Origin of the sequence: Stappia sp. ES.058, assembly GCF_900105595.1 — a bacterium.
GTDB lineage: Bacteria > Pseudomonadota > Alphaproteobacteria > Rhizobiales > Stappiaceae > Stappia.
On sequence record NZ_LT629784.1, the window covers coordinates 2,278,369 to 2,294,556 of the forward strand.

Annotated in this window: 15 protein-coding genes; 2 read left to right on the top strand and 13 right to left on the bottom strand. The window is 59.7% G+C overall.

Annotation, left to right across the window (positions count from 1 at the left end; genetic code table 11):
- Positions 1-54 precede the first annotated feature (54 nt).
- The 3 genes from BLU32_RS10470 to BLU32_RS10480 all read right to left on the bottom strand — a co-directional run bounded on the left by BLU32_RS10470 (position 55) and on the right by BLU32_RS10480 (position 2,810).
- Positions 55-816 (bottom strand): MauE/DoxX family redox-associated membrane protein, encoded by a 762-nt coding sequence (locus BLU32_RS10470; RefSeq protein ID WP_371326963.1) that lies wholly within the window; start codon positions 814-816, stop codon positions 55-57.
- A 261-nt stretch (positions 817-1,077) separates the two neighbouring features.
- Positions 1,078-1,683 (bottom strand): DUF305 domain-containing protein, encoded by a 606-nt coding sequence (locus BLU32_RS10475; RefSeq protein WP_208977014.1) that lies wholly within the window; start codon positions 1,681-1,683, stop codon positions 1,078-1,080.
- A 587-nt stretch (positions 1,684-2,270) separates the two neighbouring features.
- A complete protein-coding gene (locus BLU32_RS10480) occupies positions 2,271-2,810 on the bottom strand; it encodes an Lrp/AsnC family transcriptional regulator (RefSeq protein WP_244501829.1) in 540 nt (179 codons plus the stop codon).
- A gap of 31 nt (positions 2,811-2,841) precedes the next feature.
- Here BLU32_RS10480 and BLU32_RS10485 point away from each other — a divergent pair, with 31 nt between their 5' ends.
- Complete coding sequence (locus tag BLU32_RS10485; RefSeq protein WP_093806794.1) at positions 2,842-3,858, top strand: DMT family transporter; 1,017 nt, start codon at positions 2,842-2,844, stop codon at positions 3,856-3,858.
- A 36-nt stretch (positions 3,859-3,894) separates the two neighbouring features.
- Here the strand turns inward: BLU32_RS10485 and BLU32_RS10490 are convergent, their stop codons facing one another.
- The 10 genes from BLU32_RS10490 to BLU32_RS10540 all read right to left on the bottom strand — a co-directional run bounded on the left by BLU32_RS10490 (position 3,895) and on the right by BLU32_RS10540 (position 14,374).
- Positions 3,895-4,662 carry a bifunctional 2-polyprenyl-6-hydroxyphenol methylase/3-demethylubiquinol 3-O-methyltransferase UbiG gene (locus BLU32_RS10490; RefSeq protein ID WP_157727620.1) on the bottom strand — a complete coding sequence of 256 codons (768 nt, stop codon included), beginning with the start codon at positions 4,660-4,662 and terminating at the stop codon, positions 3,895-3,897.
- Positions 4,663-4,703: 41 nt separating this feature from the next.
- Entirely contained in the window at positions 4,704-5,723 is a 1,020-nt protein-coding gene (locus BLU32_RS10495; protein WP_093806798.1) for an alpha/beta fold hydrolase, read from the bottom strand.
- 725 nt (positions 5,724-6,448) lie between these two features.
- Positions 6,449-7,789: an FAD/NAD(P)-binding protein gene (locus BLU32_RS10505; RefSeq protein WP_093806802.1), complete on the bottom strand. Its 1,341-nt coding sequence runs from the start codon at positions 7,787-7,789 to the stop codon at positions 6,449-6,451.
- Complete coding sequence (sbnB, locus tag BLU32_RS10510) at positions 7,786-8,805, bottom strand: 2,3-diaminopropionate biosynthesis protein SbnB (RefSeq protein WP_157727621.1); 1,020 nt, start codon at positions 8,803-8,805, stop codon at positions 7,786-7,788. The genes BLU32_RS10505 and sbnB overlap by 4 nt, the downstream gene beginning before the upstream one ends.
- Entirely contained in the window at positions 8,798-9,826 is a 1,029-nt protein-coding gene (sbnA, locus tag BLU32_RS10515) for a 2,3-diaminopropionate biosynthesis protein SbnA (RefSeq protein WP_093806806.1), read from the bottom strand. The genes sbnB and sbnA overlap by 8 nt, the downstream gene beginning before the upstream one ends.
- Positions 9,823-10,698: an ABC transporter substrate-binding protein gene (locus BLU32_RS10520; protein ID WP_157727622.1), complete on the bottom strand. Its 876-nt coding sequence runs from the start codon at positions 10,696-10,698 to the stop codon at positions 9,823-9,825. Before BLU32_RS10520 ends, sbnA begins: the two co-directional genes overlap by 4 nt.
- A gap of 86 nt (positions 10,699-10,784) precedes the next feature.
- A complete protein-coding gene (locus BLU32_RS10525) occupies positions 10,785-11,930 on the bottom strand; it encodes an FAD-binding oxidoreductase (RefSeq protein ID WP_093806810.1) in 1,146 nt (381 codons plus the stop codon).
- 5 nt (positions 11,931-11,935) lie between these two features.
- Entirely contained in the window at positions 11,936-13,441 is a 1,506-nt protein-coding gene (locus BLU32_RS10530; protein WP_093806812.1) for a methionine--tRNA ligase, read from the bottom strand.
- Complete coding sequence (locus tag BLU32_RS10535; RefSeq protein WP_093806814.1) at positions 13,434-13,826, bottom strand: cupin domain-containing protein; 393 nt, start codon at positions 13,824-13,826, stop codon at positions 13,434-13,436. Before BLU32_RS10535 ends, BLU32_RS10530 begins: the two co-directional genes overlap by 8 nt.
- A 128-nt stretch (positions 13,827-13,954) precedes the next feature.
- Positions 13,955-14,374 (bottom strand): SET domain-containing protein-lysine N-methyltransferase, encoded by a 420-nt coding sequence (locus tag BLU32_RS10540; RefSeq protein WP_157727624.1) that lies wholly within the window; start codon positions 14,372-14,374, stop codon positions 13,955-13,957.
- Between the two features lie 614 nt (positions 14,375-14,988).
- Here BLU32_RS10540 and BLU32_RS10545 point away from each other — a divergent pair.
- Positions 14,989-16,176 (top strand): hypothetical protein, encoded by a 1,188-nt coding sequence (locus BLU32_RS10545; RefSeq protein WP_157727625.1) that lies wholly within the window; start codon positions 14,989-14,991, stop codon positions 16,174-16,176.
- Positions 16,177-16,188: the final 12 nt, after the last annotated feature.

Consider the following 16,188-nt stretch of genomic DNA (forward strand, 5'->3'; position numbering starts at 1 on the left):
TATCCGGAGGCTGGCATCCTCCAGCCACCGGAAGGTCAAGTCAGATCACGTGGATCAGAGCAAGAAAGACCGCAGCGGCATCCAGATCCCCATCGCCATCATCATGAGGTTTTCCGTCAGGGAAACAAAACCGAGCGGCACGGACGTGGCGCCGCCGACGCAGGCGCATTTGAGCTTGCGTCGGTCGATGTAGACGGCCTTGAAGACGCTGATTGCGCCGATCGTGCCGATGAACAGGGCGATCGGTGCCGAGATCCAGACGAGTACGCCGGCGGTCATCAGGATGCCGGCGAGCGCCTCCCCAAAGGGATAGACACTGCCATAGGGCACCCAACGACGGGCCAGCAGGTCGTAGTTCAGGAACATGGTCGAAAAGCTCTCGACATCCTGCAGTTTCTGAACAGCCAGGATCGTCATCGACAGCGAGATGAACCACTCGACCGCCCGCACGCTGAGGACGGTTCCATACTGGTGAAACGACAGGCCCAGCGCGAGCAGGGCCGCGACGGAGAAAATCGCGATGACCGGTTTGTAGCTGGTATCGCTTTGCTCCTCGAAGGGCGGATCAACGCCGAGGTGCACTCGCAGCTCCTCATAGCCACCGATCCGCTTGCCACCGATAAAGACCTGCGGTGTCGTCTCCACCGCATGCTCCTCCATGAAGGCTTCAGTCTCTTCGCGGGTCGTCAGCGGGTGGTCTTCCACCGAGAAGCCCTGACGTTCCAAAAGATCCTTGGTCTTCAACCCGAAAGGGCAAAGGTGGTCCGGCATGACCATCCTGTAGAGCCGCGCAATGTCAGGTTTGCTTTTCGTCATTGCCATCTCCTATTGCTTTGCACAGGCATATTGGCCCCGGAACCCAGCCCGGTACTCGGGGCCCGCAGTCACGATCAGATCGAAAAGACCTTCGTCTCCTGTCGGAAGGAGATTGGCGGAAAGGGGACCCGCTTCGAAGCCGGCGCCGTTCGTGTCCGCCTCTTGCGCTCCAAGGCGCACAAGGTCCCCGCTGATCTTGACGAGCGCAACCGGCCCGCGCGCGGTCTCCCCGACGACCAGAACGGGCGGACTATCCTGCGTTTAGGTAAAATGACAGGGGCTCCCGGCACCGGAAAAAACCGTTGCGATCTCTTCATCGGACAGGAATTCAGGATCGACCTTCGACACGGTTTCGCTGGAAAGCGCGTCCTCGGCAGTGACGAGCATGGCCGGTTGGCTTGTCGTTGCGGACGATCGCAGCCCGTTGGCATCGATGTCCGCGATCAGATACCGCATTTCGGCGATCTCCTTGTCCTGGGCATAGATGATGTCGTCGGCCAGGGTTCGCACCCGCGTATCGGAGATGTTGGCGCGACTTGAGGTCATGATCGCGATGGAATGATGCGGGATCATCGCGCTCATGAAACTGCGATCCCCGACGGTCACCTGGCTGCGCACCAGCCAGAGCGCGGCGGCAAAAACGATAATGGAACCAGCGAAGATGGCGACGTTCAAGGAGCGGTTCGTATACATCGAAAGCATGTAGGCGAGCATGATGGCCGCCATCGTCGCGCCCATGACGATGGCCATATAGGCGCGCGTCTCTGACCAGAACGCGTGATCGACGAGATAGGTATTCAGGTACATCAGCCCGAACATCACCACCGTCGACGTGGCAATCATCGCAAAGAATCGACCATAGTTCATCCTTGCCTCCATTTGTTGCCCTTTGGATCGCAAAGAACTTTCAGCGTCGAAAGTTCCCCCGGCGCAAGGGCTGATGCGCGCCGCGCCTGGCCGGCGGCGCCAGACCGGGTCCCTGCCACGAGAACGCTTCCAGCAACTGGAGGGTCAACACCACCCAATGCGCCCACCGTCCATGCGTTGAAATTGAGCTGTCAGGAAAATCTGGGACGAGTGTGCCGCAAGCGGAGCCGACCGCAGCCAGCGGTCTGAACCAAACACCTAACCGAGAGTACTTGATGCCTTGCTCTCATACCCGAAAATCGCTGCGTTCGTGGTCGGAGTTTCGCGATGTAACTTCCCGGCCGGGAGACGAAACGAAGACTTAAAAGGCGTCGAAGTTTTCAGGGATCAGAGCAGGCCACGCGGAATTTGGCCGTTTGGTGCTCCTGGTCCAGCCCTTGAACTGTCCCAGCTTCACGCTCTTTTGCGTCGTTCATCCGACGATCCGTATCCAGATCGGAAGATGAATTTCAGCTTCAATGAAAAATTTCATCTAAAATAAATGTTCAAGGCAAATCACAGCGTAGAATTATTTTTCGCGAAAGTCTTTAGTCCAGCATACTTTGCACCACATCCACAGATATAGCCGTCTCAGACTTGTAGGTCTCGGACACGAAGTGAGTCGTGTAGCGAACGACACTGCCGACATCATCAAAAATCCGGTCGCAAACTTCTTGATACTCAGCCATGTCTCTGAAATGGCCGAAGAGCACCGCATCGACCTCACCGGTCACTCCCCAGGCGCAAGATATGGATGGCTCCGCACGTATGCATGAGGCCAGTTTTTCCCGATCCGCGCGGGTGTTCTCTTTCGTTGTCGCCGTAATCACAGCCATGACCGGTCGCCCGAGCCGCGCCGCATCGGCAACATAGACATTTGCTGTCAGAACGCCCGATTCCTGAAGAACGCGGACACGCCGAAGACAGGTCGACGAAGTGGAATTGACCGTTTCGGCCAGCTCGGCGTGTGTCAGATCGCCTCGCCGCTGAAGAGCCTCCACGATCCGGATATCAAGTGCGTCCATGTCGGTTGCAATATTTCTCCATAATACCTCAGATTTCAACCGTATCCTGCGCGACTTTTCCATAGAGTATTCAGAAATTGGGGAAATTTCATATATGTCGCGCTTTCAGATCGGCCTGTTCTGCTGTCTGTCTTTCGTTTCGCTCGAAGCGTTCCAGGCGGTTTATCTCGGCTCCGTATTCCAGAATGTGGATTCCTTCCTGGTGGGAATGTGGGTGTTTGGCATCTCTGTCGCCGGGTGCACCCTTGCAACGGCGATACGAAGACCGATCGAGCTGATTGCGTCCGTGCGAGCGTGGAGAATTGTTCTTGTCCTGAACCTGTATGCGGCCTTGACGTGGACGACCTATTTCTTCGCGGTGCAGCTTATCGAGCCGGCAGTGGTCTTTACCGTCTTTTCCGGCATGGTGCCTCTCGGCACAGTCATCGGTGCTTGGACAGGCTTGCCCGAAGCCGCCGGTCCGAAGCGACGGCTCACGCGTTACGGCAACCTGCTGATCTTGATTTCCATCCTTTTTCTGGCGGCAATCACGACGTTCGGTCTTTCCGGTTTCGTTCGTGGCGGTGCTTTGACGGCCTTGCTAGGTGTCGGCCTTTCCGCCCTGTCGGGGGCATGCACCGCCTTCGTGATCCTGTATTCGGTTCGCCTCAACCGGAATGGTGTGGGTCCGCTCGCACAGTTCGGTCTTCGTTTCATCCTTTACACCTTGCTGGCGAGCGCGGCCTTTCTTTGGGGATTGGACGACAAAGGGACTGCCAGCGCACCGGTGGACCTGGCCGTGATCGTTATGATCGGCCTGCTCGTCATCGCCTTTCCGCTTTACCTGGTCCAGAAAGCCGTGCCGCTCGTTCCGGCATCGACCATTACGGCCATGACCGCACTGGGGCCGGTCATGGTCTTCGGAATGCAGCTCTTCGACGGACGTGTCGATTATTCGGCTGCGACCCTCGCCGGTTTGATGATCTACATTGCCGGTGCGTTTCTGGCGGTTTACAGCGCGACGGTCCAATCTGCCGCCCGCCTCGACCCTTCGGGATACGAAGGCAGAATCCGTGACGCGCCGGTTGCGGCGCATTCGCAAACAGCTGAGGAAAATGCGGATGGCCCGTGACAGACAGGCCATGCCTGGCGGCCGATGAGGATCTGATCATGCGAACGGGCGGTCTTCCCGTTCGGCATGAATCACGACACCGCCAACCATTCCATTGCGAATTGTCTCGAGGGTTCCTGCATAAAGCCCGCGGGCATGGTCGTACCAGCCCGGTCCACACACGTCTTCGATCTGAGAACGCTTTTCATCGATCTGCACCACAAGGTCGGCGTACCAGCGTTCGTATTCTTCATCGATCCGCCGGGCACTGCGAATGCTCCAGCCACCATCTGAATACAGGCGGTCAATATCGGACCAGACGAAAGGCGTCCCCAGAAAGGAGATGTCGTTTTCCATCACCGGGGAACGCCAGTATCCCCCCAGGTCAACATAGTCGAAGACGACAATCTGACCCGAAGACGCCGCGAGTTTTGCAAGCGCTGCCAGCCCCGCGCGCTGATCCGGCAGCGCATGGAAAACATTGAAAAGGACAATCAGATCGAAACTGCCGTTCAGGCAATTGACCGCCTCCTCAACACTGCAGGCATGAAATGAAATGTGAGGAAACCTGCGGGTCGCTTCCTCGATCGAACTGGCCTCGATATCGAAGCCGACGACGTCGCCCCAACCATGCGCCTTCAGATATGCGCCGGTCCCCCCACGTCCGCATCCGGCATCGAGTATTCGGCGTTTTGGATCCTTGGGAATATCGGCCATCCCGACCTCGATGCCCGCGACGCCGCCCGCATGCGCATAATCGCCGTCCCGCACCAGGGCGAGCAAGCGTTTGCCTTCATATGAGTTCATAACAAGCTTCGGCGTCATGTGTTCTTCCCTGACTTGAGCGGACATGGGTTCGGTTTCGGCTAGGACGGATCGTCCGGACCAAGCAGATCGATGAGTATGGCGTTGAGGAATGCGGTGAATGCCGGATTGCGGCCCGGCAGTGCAACGCAATGGCCCCAGTCCGACGCGTAGGGCTTGAGGGTGGCTTTGCGCATGCCGGCAACCGCTTGCACACTGTCTGCAACCGCGAAAAACAGGTCGGTCGTACAAGGCACGATCACGGCGCGCGCCATGATCGAGGCGAGAGCCTTGTCGAGGTCGCCCCGGAACTCCGGGGTGTCTGCAATGTCGAAGACGCGCCAGGTCCTGAGCATCGACGCCAGGTCGCCCGGGTGCCAGGCTAGATGATCCTGTTCCCAGTCATCCAGCAGGTGCCGGGGAGATGAATAGCCAAGCGACGTGTAGGTTTTTCGAGTAAAGAACTCGCGGGAAAAAGCCCAGCCGGCATAAACCCGGCCGAACGCCCCAAGGTCTGCGCCTTCCAGGACATCCGTCCTTCCGTCATCGCGCCACACCGGCCCGAGGATGGCGCCCAGGCCGTCGATCTGCACCTTCGTATAAGCGGACGTCCTCGCGGTGCCGCAGATCGGCAGGATCGCGTCGACCAAGTCGGGAAACTGCACCGCCCACTGGAAGGCCTGGCAAGCTGCCATCGACCATCCCATAACGAGGCGCAGCCGAGTTATTCCGAACTCCGACCTGAGCAGCTCCGCTTGGCACTCCACATTGTCCTGCAGGGAAACGACAGGAAACCCGTCTCCAGAGGCAGATGGCGGGACGTTGCTTGGCGAGGTCGACAGCGAATTGCCGAACATGTTGATCGACACGATAAAGTATCGGTCGGGATCGAGTGCCGGCATGCTTTCGATGTAACCGGCGCTGCGCCGATGGCACCCGGTGAAGAAAGTCGGAATGAGTATGACATTATCCCGGTTGCCGTTGAGGCGTCCCCAGGTCTCATAGACGAGCTGGGCATCCGTCAGCAGGTGCCCTGACGCGAGCCGGATATCACCGAGCCTGTAAATCCTGCCCTCAGACATCGCTGATCCCGTCTGCACAAGGCACTCCCCTCACGAAAACTGCAGCATCCGCATGAAACATGCGGTTCGCCGTGGCCGCAGATCGACTTCCGGGCACTCCCACCGACGCGTGCGTCAGGATGCGGCAACGAAGTTTTCGCTTTGGCCGGCACATGCGGTGTTCCGATTTGAAAAGATGCTGACCCGGCAGACATCGAAGGAGTGCCGCCAGGGAGATTTCCGCGGCTTTCACAGTTCAATGTGTCTTGGCCGGGAAACATCCGCTGTTGCGGCCGCCCCGACTGCTTCGGATCCCCGGAAACAGCATTTGACCGCATTGTGGGCATCCCACTGTGCGCGGCCGTACCCCCCGGGCGATGGCACGTAATGGTTGTAGTATGAGGACCCCTCCACTGAAGGACCGAAAATCCAAAGGTGAGGGTCGACCGAACCATCGGGCCGGATAACCCGACCTCCCGGCGTGACGGCGGGCCCGTCATGCCTATCGGCGGACTCCGAAACCCGTATCAGGCCGCCTGCCTGCATGCTGGCGAACAATCCGCTGTCGCGACGCGAAACACCGCTGGCCGGGACATGGCCGGCAAAAACATGAGCGGGTCGCACCCGGAGAGCGTCGCGTCCGGCTACTTTCGGATCCGCGATTTGGATCGTTGCGATCCCCGCGTCGATCAGGCAGGCCAATTCCTCGATCCGTTCGACCTGTGGACCGGCGACAAGCCGATTGATCATGGGTGCCTTTTCATCGAAGAATCGCCGATGGGACGACGCGCTAAGCAGGCCGCGATCGATGACGCGACGGATCGTCTCGCGAAGGTCTCGCCAGACTTCCAGGGCCGCTTTGCACGGATCTCGGGAAAGACCTCTGCGGCACGCACGGATATCAGCGCGCAGGAATTCGCGGAACCACTGTTGATGACCGCTAACGAGGTACTCCGGTGGCGCTGATAGCAGCAGCTCCGCACTCGGATCGAAAGCGTCCCCGCCATTCCGTCGATTGCAAGATGATCCCCCCGAGCATCCCGCTTCCAAGTCTCGGCAAACGCGAGCGCAACCTTGGGATCCGCCTCCCGTGTCGCACGATATGCGGAAAACATCTCGGCATGAATGAGCGGTTCCACATGTGCATCGAAGTCGACCCGACCTGCACCGTAGCGCTGTTCAAGCGCATCGAGCGCCTTTTCATTGAAGATCAGGCCGGGCCGGGCATGCCTGTCCCCACGAAGCATCGGCCGGCCACGATACGGAAGACCGCTGCGTGTAATGAATTCCAGCCGCCCTTCATTTCCGGAGGCAATGTAGTTTATCGTCCCGTCCCGACGATTTTCGAACTGTCCGCCCCAGAGATCGATGACACCGGCCATCAGGTCCATTGCGGAAAGACCGACCCCCAGGATCTGCACCTCTTCTTTCTCGCGCACCCGCTGCAGAGCTCGCGATACCGGATATGCAGGAATGACGGCATCGGGCGGTTCGATGCAGTCGCCGGCGTGATCGATACCGTGGCCGGTCGTGATGAACGTATGATCGACGGACACCGCCGCACCGCCTTCGCTAACCAGTTCGGTTACCTTTTCGCCCGGAGGCCGGCGCAAGCCTATGATCTTCGTCCGGTGGATCGCGATGTTCATTGAGGGCGGGGCCCGCCGCAATACCTCATCCGTGAACCAGGCGAGGTAATCTCCCAGAATACGACGAGGAAGGAAATCCGCCGCCTCAACAGGCCTTGGCGGTGTCCCGCCCGGCGCATGATCTTCGGCAATGCATGTGCCGTTCCGTTTGCACCAGTCGAACAGGGATGCCCCATGCCACGGGACACCGTCCTCCGCCCCGATGTCGCCGGGAAACATGGTCACCTGGCCGGCCACGGTATTGAGTTTGAGATAGCCCGGTTGAGCCGGCGAGTGGATCCCGACCCCGGGCTCGTTGCGATCGTACACGAAGACCTTGACCGAACGTTGCCGGTGCTTGCGGGCGAAGGCAACCATTCGCTCCAGAACGATCAGACCCCGAGGGCCAAATCCGACAATTCCGACGCGCAACTCCGACGGATTGACCGACACTTTCATCGTGCCCCTCCCCAGCGGGCGGTCTCACCGATGAAGTCGCTGACCGTTATCACTCCCTCAGCCTGTCGCGCAAAGCCGAGCACCTCGCGAGCCACCGCCAGATCGAGAATACCCAAACCGAAGGGCGAGAATATTCTCGCTTTGCCTTCGGGTGGACTGATCCGGCCGTCGATTACATCCGCGATTGTGCCCGCTATGAAACGACGGTGCCCCACTTCACGGGCGGCGAGATCCGGCGAGGTGCCGGCCTTCAGGCATTGTTCGACATCGTCGACGATGTTCCAGCCGGCCAGGATGAGATCCGGTGCCAAGTCTCTGAGCGAGATGTTGAGGACAACCTGATCCGGTCGCAAAAGGTCGACCTGGTCGATGTAGGGACTCGTTGCAGACGTGGCGAGAACCACCAAATCGCAACTGAAACAGCTGGAGTAATCATCAGCCGGCGTTGCGGACTTGCTGAGTTCTGTCTGAGCATGGTGAACCAAGGCTTCGCAGCTATCCCGATTGATGTCAAAGACGACAATCTCTTCGACAGACCCGATACGCTGGCACAGAAGATTAAGAATCGTTCTGGCGATGACCCCGCCACCCACCACGCCGATCCGGCGGTATTTTCTGCCTCTCGGCTGCAGCACCTGCGCCCCGAGAACGGCGGAAGCCGCCGTCCGCTGGGCGCTGATCCCGGCCGCCTCCAGGAAGGCCAGAGGCAAGCCGGTTCGCGCGTCATTGAGAACCATCACGGCTGAAGCCCGAGGGACGTTCTGCTCGATATTGTCGGGATAACTCGCGATCCACTTGATTCCGCTGATGGGGGCATCGTCGCGCAGCGCTGCGGGCAAGGCGATAATCCGATTGCGCTCTTCGTTAGGAAAGCGCAGAAACTGGCTGCTTGGATTAACGGTTCCACCGTTTGCGTGCAGGCGGTAGGTTTCCGCGACAATGTCGACCACACGATCGCCCAGCGCGTTCAGCGCACGGACAACCACCGCGCCGGGAATAATGTGAACTTCAGTCATGGCAAACCTCTGAAATTTTTTTCGGTCCGAATTGCCGAACCACGACTTGTCCCGCGTCAGGCGGACCAAGCGAGGGAATGAGCGCATCGCTGCCGAAGCGATCCTGCACCCAGTCGTCGTCGTAGATGGTATCGAGATACGGCTCGCCCCCGTCCGGAGCGATCGCGACCACGACATCGTCCGGGGAAAAACTCGCCTGGAATGCGCGGATCGCCGCCAGCACGGACCCGGTGGACCCGCCGGCGAGGATGCCCTGGCGCCGCGCAAGATATCGGCAGTTCGCAATGGCGACGCTTTCGGGAACGAGTGCAATCGCATACAGACCGGCCGGGTCGAACAGCGGCGGCTGCCGGCTCGCCCCAAGCCCCGGAATATGGCGCGGTCCGGGAGGGGATCCCAATGTCACCGAGCCGACGCTGTCGACAGCGACGATCCTGGGCGCCGGTCTGCGTCGGCTCAGCCGCGCGACACAGCCCATCAGCGTGCCTGTCGTGCCAGCACCGATGAATACATAGTCGAGCTTGTCGAAAGACCGGTCGATCGATAGGCCGGTCGTGTCGCGATGAATGCGCGGATTGGCCTCGTTGGCATATTGATTGATCCAGTGATAGCGCGGATCGCGGTCGATCAACAAACGGATGTGGTCGATGCGCGAGCCCAGAAAGCCGCCGTTGGCGTCCGGCGTGGTGACTTCGACGATGGACGCGCCAAAGACCTTCATTCGCCGGATGTTCTGTCGGCTTGTGTTCGGGTCGACCACACATGTGAAGTCGTAGCCGCGTGCCGCGCAGATCATGCTGACTGCAACGCCGAGATTTCCCGAGGAAGATTCAATCAGCCGTTTTCCATTCGCGAGCACCCCTTTCGCTTCGCAGTCTTCAATCAAGCCCAGCGCGGTTTTGAACTTGATCGAACCGGCGGGGTTCAGACTTTCAAGCTTGAGGTAGGGCGCCGGCTGTTCGGGCCAGGGCAGGGCAAGAAAATTCTCGTCGCCCAGGAATGCCGTGAGCCGGTTGATCATGACCGGGCCTCCTGTGAAAACACCACGCCGGTTGACGCCGCGCCGAGGTTTTTCCAGACGAGTGTCGCTCTCTCGTTTTCCCCGCCTACAAACCGGGCCGGGCCAAAGACTGTCGGCACGCCGTCAAAACAGGGAGGAACGGATCGGGCGGATTGCGCCGCGCGGCGCAGAGCCAGATTGGCGACGAGCTGAACGGCGGCGATCACTTCGTGAAAGTATGTTCCAGGCTCTTCACCGAAGAGATTTCGATGATGCGCAGCAAACGGCCGGGCACCCTCCAGATCTCTTGAATCAGGAACCGCGAGGGCTTCGACGTCACCCATGGACGTCAGCTCGCGTGTTACCGACGGATCGGCGGCATCGTCGGAAAACAGCACTGGTTCGGCTTCTCCCCCTTGGCGAAAACCACGAAGCCAGTCCCGCGATGCTTCCAGCCGCCCGAGAAAAACCGTGGCCATCGGATGCTGAGCCGGGACGATATCGTCTGTCGACACGGCTGCGGTCGCCAGCAGACGTTCAACCTTCGACTTCAGAGCCAGGTAATGGGGCGACCCATCGGACAGCACACGGATCGTTTGAAATCCTCGCTCGCGAATTCTGTCGAGGATGGCCTGTGCAATCGCCCGGTCGTTGGGACAAAGGCGAAACACCCCCTCGGGCAGCGCGCCCAAGTCAATGGTCGCGGCAGGCAGGAACACCGGGATGCCGGCGGCGACATAGAGGTGGAGCGCGCCGACGACTGCATCCGATCCGAAGGGCCCGATCAGGGCATCGATGTCATGGCCGATCAACTGCCGCGCCGCCTGCTCCGCGCCGTTGGCGGTCGCGCCGTCGTCGACCCGGTCGAACGCCAGTCGCCCGGCGCCGGGCACCTTGTCCCGAGCAACGGCGAGTGCCCTTTCGAGCGTGCGGGCGTGCGCTGTTGCTTGAGGATCGAAAAGCGCGCTGATCCCGACCTTCATGCCGCCCCCTGCGTTGCGTCCAGCTCCACCGGCATCCGTCGGGCGAAGCGGTCGGGTTTCAGGGCACGGGCGAACCAGTCAGCCGTTGCGTCCATAGGTTTGTCGGTCAGCGCCTCATGGACGAGTTGAGCCACCACCAGTCCGGCTCCGGGCGCCAGCTTGTATCCGATGCCGGCAAACCCGGTCGCCACGAACACACGCCGCTGCCCCAGCCGACCAATGACCGGTCTGTCGTCGGCCGAATAAGCGTCATGGCCTTCAACGATATCGAAAGCGGTCGCCAGTCGCGGGGTCCCGGCAATTTCAGCAAATTTCGCACAGCCGTCGGCGAGAATCGCTTCGGCAGGCCATGTCAGGCCTTCGACCGTCTCCGCTTCCGATCGGCACCCGGCTCCCACGCCGATAAGCCGACCGCCGAGAGGCACTAGATAGGAACCGGCGCGAAAGTCGATCACCGGACAGGGCAACTGCTGTTGTTCGACGACCATCCGCACCTGCGGAACCGACCGGGCCCGTATCGGGACATCGCGGACAATGCCAGCCGTCCAGGCGCCACCCGCGACGACGATGTAGCGGGAGCGAAGATCGCCAAAGGCGAACCGAAGCGTCACTTCCGACGCGCCCTCTTCGATCCGGAGGGGGCCGGCATTCTCCACAACGGTGATATCCAGACCGGTCTTGAACACCACGGCGCGGGCACTCGAGCGTGCATTGCCGTACCCGCCCTCGGGCTCCCATATCACAGGGCCCTGCCCGTCAGGGGTGATAAAACCGGTTGCCTCCGCCGCCTGCCGGCGGCTCACGAGACGGAGCCCCCCGGACGTCAGTTCGTCGACCTCAACGGCTGAATCGGGAACAAGATAGACACCCGTTCGCGCAATGGTCGACGCATAGGCCCGGCCGACCCGGGATCGGGCCATGTGTTTCATCGACATGCGCGTGAATTCCCGGATCACGGGATCACGATCATACGTGCGCAGGATCCCTCCGGACCGGGCAGTTGCGCCGGCGCTCCCGATACAGCTGCGGTCAACCAATGCGACCGTATGGCCGAGATTGGCAATTTCGGCAGCGGCCGCCGCTCCGATCACGCCTCCCCCTATGACGAGGGCGTCAAAGACTGCGCTGCAGTTCCCGGCCATCGCGCTCACGCTTCCATAAAAGTGGACTGGCGTTTCTGCGGCACCGGATCGTCCTCGGCACCATCCAGTGCGGTCTTTATTCGCTGGGACAGCTCAGGGTGCAGCGCCGCGCCCAGTTCACCGACCGTTTCGACCAGATCCGCAACCGGCAGGCCCCGGCTTGCGCGGGCATCGGCCATCGCAACAAGATCGAGAACGATCGCCGCGAGCGCCTGCATTGAGAAGCTGTCGATGTCGGTTGCACGTTTCCAACGGCGCCGTGCACTGTCGAGAAGCGCAGTGTCGTCGGCGCCGATCGGCGACCGGAAGCCGGTTTCCCGGCGCTCGGTCCTTGCGAGATCGATCAGGCGATCAATGGCCCCTTGCCAGACCGTCCGGTACCAGCTCTGGAACACCGCAACCTCAAAGTCGGTTTCCCTTTCCTCCGGCGACACGGAAGCGAGGAACAATCGGACGGCATCCCGGTCATAGTCGACAGCCAGATCGCGCGCCCAGATTGTGTGCCCTCTGCTGGTCGACAGGTTCTTTCCGTTCAGCTTCATGAATTGGTTCGGATAGAATTTCGGCATCAGGGAAAGACCGGGAACCATCGACAGCAGAGACGGGTACACAACCATGTGACTGTAAGCACAATCGTACCCGAGGAACTCGACCAGGCGTGCGTCCCGATCCGCCCAAAAAGCGGTCGCGAGCGCCCCATCCCCGACAACGTCTTCGGCATATTCCGCAACAGCTGCGATGTAACCAGCCAGACCGAGAAACCAGGTGTGAAGCCGGCAGGCCTCGTTCCCGCCGAGATCGAGGCCGGCTTCCCCGGGGCGCGTAATCGCCCAGAGTCTGGGCCCGCGTTCCAGCACCTCATTCGCCCATTCGGCCATTGGCGGTCGGATCGGCTGGCTGCTGTAGAGTCCACTCAAGAAGCCTGCAAAGCGCTCGACATCGAGGAATTCGCGCTCCACCTCCGGCCAGTCGAACTTTCCGCCGCAAAGCTTGCAGACGAAATCCTCCATGAGTGCGGCCTCGGGCGGATAGGCACATTGCTCGCACTGGCTGGCATCGGAATCAGAGCCGCAATAGTTGCAGTTGCCGCGGCCAAAGGCCTCATAGCCCCAGGTCCCGCAGGAAGGACACCAGGGCTCGCACGATGTCCGTTTGACGACAGCTCCCGCTTCGACCGCCGCCGCGTAGACCTGCGCTGCCGCGCCATGAAAGTGCCGGTTCTCGTAGCTCGACAACCAGTGGCTCATCTCGATGCCCAATGCAGCGAGAGTGCCCTTTATCCGTTCGGTGTTTTCGTTGGCGATCTGAATGCGATCGACGCCCAGTTCAAGTTCCTTGCGGTGCATGTAGGACTGGTAGTCGTCGGAATAGGACACGAGAATGCAATCGTGTCCTTTCGCTCGCTGCACCCGCGTAAACACATCCGCCGACAGGAAAGGTCCGGCGATATGCCCGATATGCAAGTCGCCGTTGGGTGTCGGAGGCGTGACGGAAACGATCAGTCTAGGCATGACACGCTTCCGGGTTCTTCTTCATTTCCTCCAGATATTCCCGGGCGTGCGGCTCATCCCACCAAACCACGTAGAAATGAAAGTCCTCATCCGTATTATTCTCGACGTAGTGATCGACATGCTTGGGAATTGCAGCGATGTCGCCCTGACCGAATTCATGGGATTTGTCATCAACAACCAGCGTCGCGGAGCCCTTGATTGCGATGAAGATTTCCTGATCGATCTGAGTGTGCGAGTCGCTGACCGTGCCCGGCCGAACGACACACCAAGCACCACTGAACGGCATCGGGTAGTTCTCCCATGGCCGCAACCGGGATCCGTCCAGTCCGTATTCGTGCTTAAGACCGGACCAATCCATGGATCGAAAGATCGTGAAGTCAGCCATTGTTGTCACCTTCCCACTGATACGACGTGATATTTTCCGACGCCGGCCAACCAGCGCCGCCGGCTTGCGCCCGCCTGCAAGTGTCTTGATGAAAACCCGCAGGCACACCGGTCGGGCCTGACCGGTCGCTAGACAAAGTCCTCCCGTTGATAGGACTCGAGATCCGCGTATTTGATGTAGATCTCCTCGTCCGCCGCGATGTCTCTGGTGGTCACCGCCAGAACGCGAGGAAAGGGTTCGCCCGACTTCCAGTCGAGCCGGCAGTTCTCCTCGTTCGAGTGATTGATGATCGAGGACGCCCCGAAAGCGAGTTGCAGGCCTCGCTCGCCCTGCTCCTTCAATAGCGGGTCACGATCGGCAAACAGATGATTGCGCAGAGATGTGGCGCAAACGACCTGCGCATCGTGAGAGCCGATCCTGCGACAAAGATCCTGCAGGATGACCGTCCCCGCCTCGATCTGGCGCCGCGCAAACACTCCGACCCCCCGGCCCGGCGAAGACCGGTAGCTGCAATACCGATTGACGACCATTTCCACCCTGCCTGGCATTGCAATCCTTGGTGAACTTTGCAAATTAATACACCAATAAGTATGCATACCCCGCGAGCCCGGCGCAAGAAACTTCTATTTATAATTGCAAAATAATAATCCACACCTTTCACGTGCTTTGGAGATTGTCGTAGCGGCACGCTCCACCCGGCCACAGTCAAGCCTGCGATGAATGCGGCTTTTTGATGCGCCGCTCCCGACATTGAGTATGAGCAAACACAAACACTGTCTTTTTGCTCTTCATCGACATCAGCGCACCCGATGACGTGATCCCGTTAGGTCGCGTCGAAACGCCGGACAAACCCGTCGGCAACATCTCGAGTGAGACTGAAGCGGCCATCGACACCTGCCCTGACGCAGGCCGTTTTAATGAGAGACCCTGACATGTCGCACCATCGGCTCGAGCGACGCCTGGCGAATGTTCGCGTGAACGTCCGCATCTTCATTCGACACCTCCCCGTCCCGATCGCGATCTGGAGCGGAGCTCCCCCTTTTTCAAGACACTCAGGCTACAGGTTGAAAAAAACAACTTTTAATAATCATATTAGACTCTATGCATTTTATAGGTGTAGTATCCAAAATCGGACGGTACAGCACAGGAGATGACATTGGTCATGAGAAATGTCGCAATCGTCGCAAAACAAGAAATTGGAAATATTGCCAATACTCTTGTTGATGAAGCTGCAAACTCATTGCGTGAATGTACAAACCTCGTCGCAGCCACAAATCGCCCATCCGACTACGTCTTGAATTGCATGAGACAGGCAACCGACTCTGTTCAGCTCGAAGGGCACTGCGGCAAGCGTTTTCATGAGGGGGCAGGTGCCTATGACGAGGTCGAACGCTACTGCATCAAGAGCGCTTCCGAATTGTTTGGCGCAACGCACGCGTCCGTGCAGGCATGGCGATGCACGAACGGGTTGCTGAGCGTCACCCGGGCACTTGCCAAACCTGGTGAAAAGGTTCTCGGTCTTGAGTGTGCCAGCGGCGGATATTATGCAACATCGACCAAGGCGCACCTGATCGGAAAACTATACGATGTTGCGACGTACACGGTGTCGGAAACCACCCTTCGGCTCGACTACGACCTGATCAGGGACCGTGCTCGAAAAGAACGCCCCAGGATCATTTTCGCGGGCGACACAAGCTACTCGCGTGACTGGAATTGGGCGGCAATGCGCGACATTGCCGATGAGGTCGGCGCATACCTTGTCGCCGACGTCTCGCAGGTTGCCGGACTGATTGTCGGCAACGCCTTTTCGTCCCCGGTTCAGTTTGCCGACGTCACGCTTTTTGCAACCTACAAAACGTTTCGCGGACCGCACGGTTGCATTGTCCTGACCAATTCCGCTGAGATATGGAAGGCAATCCGGAGCCGCCTCTACCCGGAACTTCAAGGGAGCGTGGTGGCCTCAACGCTTGCCGGCCTTGCCGCCACACTGGAAGAAGCAGGCACCCTCGAATATGCCGAATACCAGCATCGAACAGTTGACCTGAGCCGGCGGTTGGCTAAGGGCGTTGCCGCTCAGGGTGTGGAGATCGTGACTGGCGGGACGGACAATCACGGGTTCATTGCCGTCGTTCCGGCCGAATGCCGCGCCAGTGCCGCCGACGCATGCGGGATGCTTTCGCAACAAGGCATCCTGACCAACAAGACGCCAATCCCCTTCGATCGCCGGTCACTGCTTGAGTCAAGCGGCGTTCGGATCGGCGCGTCTTTTGTCGCGAATCTCGAGATCAGCAACGACGAGATCGACAGCATTGCGGGCTGCATTGGGAGAACGATCAGGTCTCTTCATTGATCACCATGCGGA

Coding starts and splice junctions, on each gene's coding strand:
- BLU32_RS10480 (WP_244501829.1), bottom strand. CDS start 2,810: ATGGAAAAGTCGCGCAGGATACGGTTGAAATCTGAGGTATTATGGAGA.
- BLU32_RS10525 (WP_093806810.1), bottom strand. CDS start 11,930: ATGGCCGGGAACTGCAGCGCAGTCTTTGACGCCCTCGTCATAGGGGGA.
- BLU32_RS10485 (WP_093806794.1), top strand. CDS start 2,842: ATGTCGCGCTTTCAGATCGGCCTGTTCTGCTGTCTGTCTTTCGTTTCG.
- BLU32_RS10475 (WP_208977014.1), bottom strand. CDS start 1,683: ATGAACTATGGTCGATTCTTTGCGATGATTGCCACGTCGACGGTGGTG.
- BLU32_RS10545 (WP_157727625.1), top strand. CDS start 14,989: ATGAGAAATGTCGCAATCGTCGCAAAACAAGAAATTGGAAATATTGCC.
- sbnA (WP_093806806.1), bottom strand. CDS start 9,826: ATGATCAACCGGCTCACGGCATTCCTGGGCGACGAGAATTTTCTTGCC.
- BLU32_RS10505 (WP_093806802.1), bottom strand. CDS start 7,789: ATGAAAGTGTCGGTCAATCCGTCGGAGTTGCGCGTCGGAATTGTCGGA.
- BLU32_RS10530 (WP_093806812.1), bottom strand. CDS start 13,441: ATGCCTAGACTGATCGTTTCCGTCACGCCTCCGACACCCAACGGCGAC.
- BLU32_RS10535 (WP_093806814.1), bottom strand. CDS start 13,826: ATGGCTGACTTCACGATCTTTCGATCCATGGATTGGTCCGGTCTTAAG.
- BLU32_RS10490 (WP_157727620.1), bottom strand. CDS start 4,662: ATGACGCCGAAGCTTGTTATGAACTCATATGAAGGCAAACGCTTGCTC.
- sbnB (WP_157727621.1), bottom strand. CDS start 8,805: ATGACTGAAGTTCACATTATTCCCGGCGCGGTGGTTGTCCGTGCGCTG.
- BLU32_RS10470 (WP_371326963.1), bottom strand. CDS start 816: ATGACGAAAAGCAAACCTGACATTGCGCGGCTCTACAGGATGGTCATG.
- BLU32_RS10495 (WP_093806798.1), bottom strand. CDS start 5,723: ATGTCTGAGGGCAGGATTTACAGGCTCGGTGATATCCGGCTCGCGTCA.
- BLU32_RS10540 (WP_157727624.1), bottom strand. CDS start 14,374: ATGCCAGGCAGGGTGGAAATGGTCGTCAATCGGTATTGCAGCTACCGG.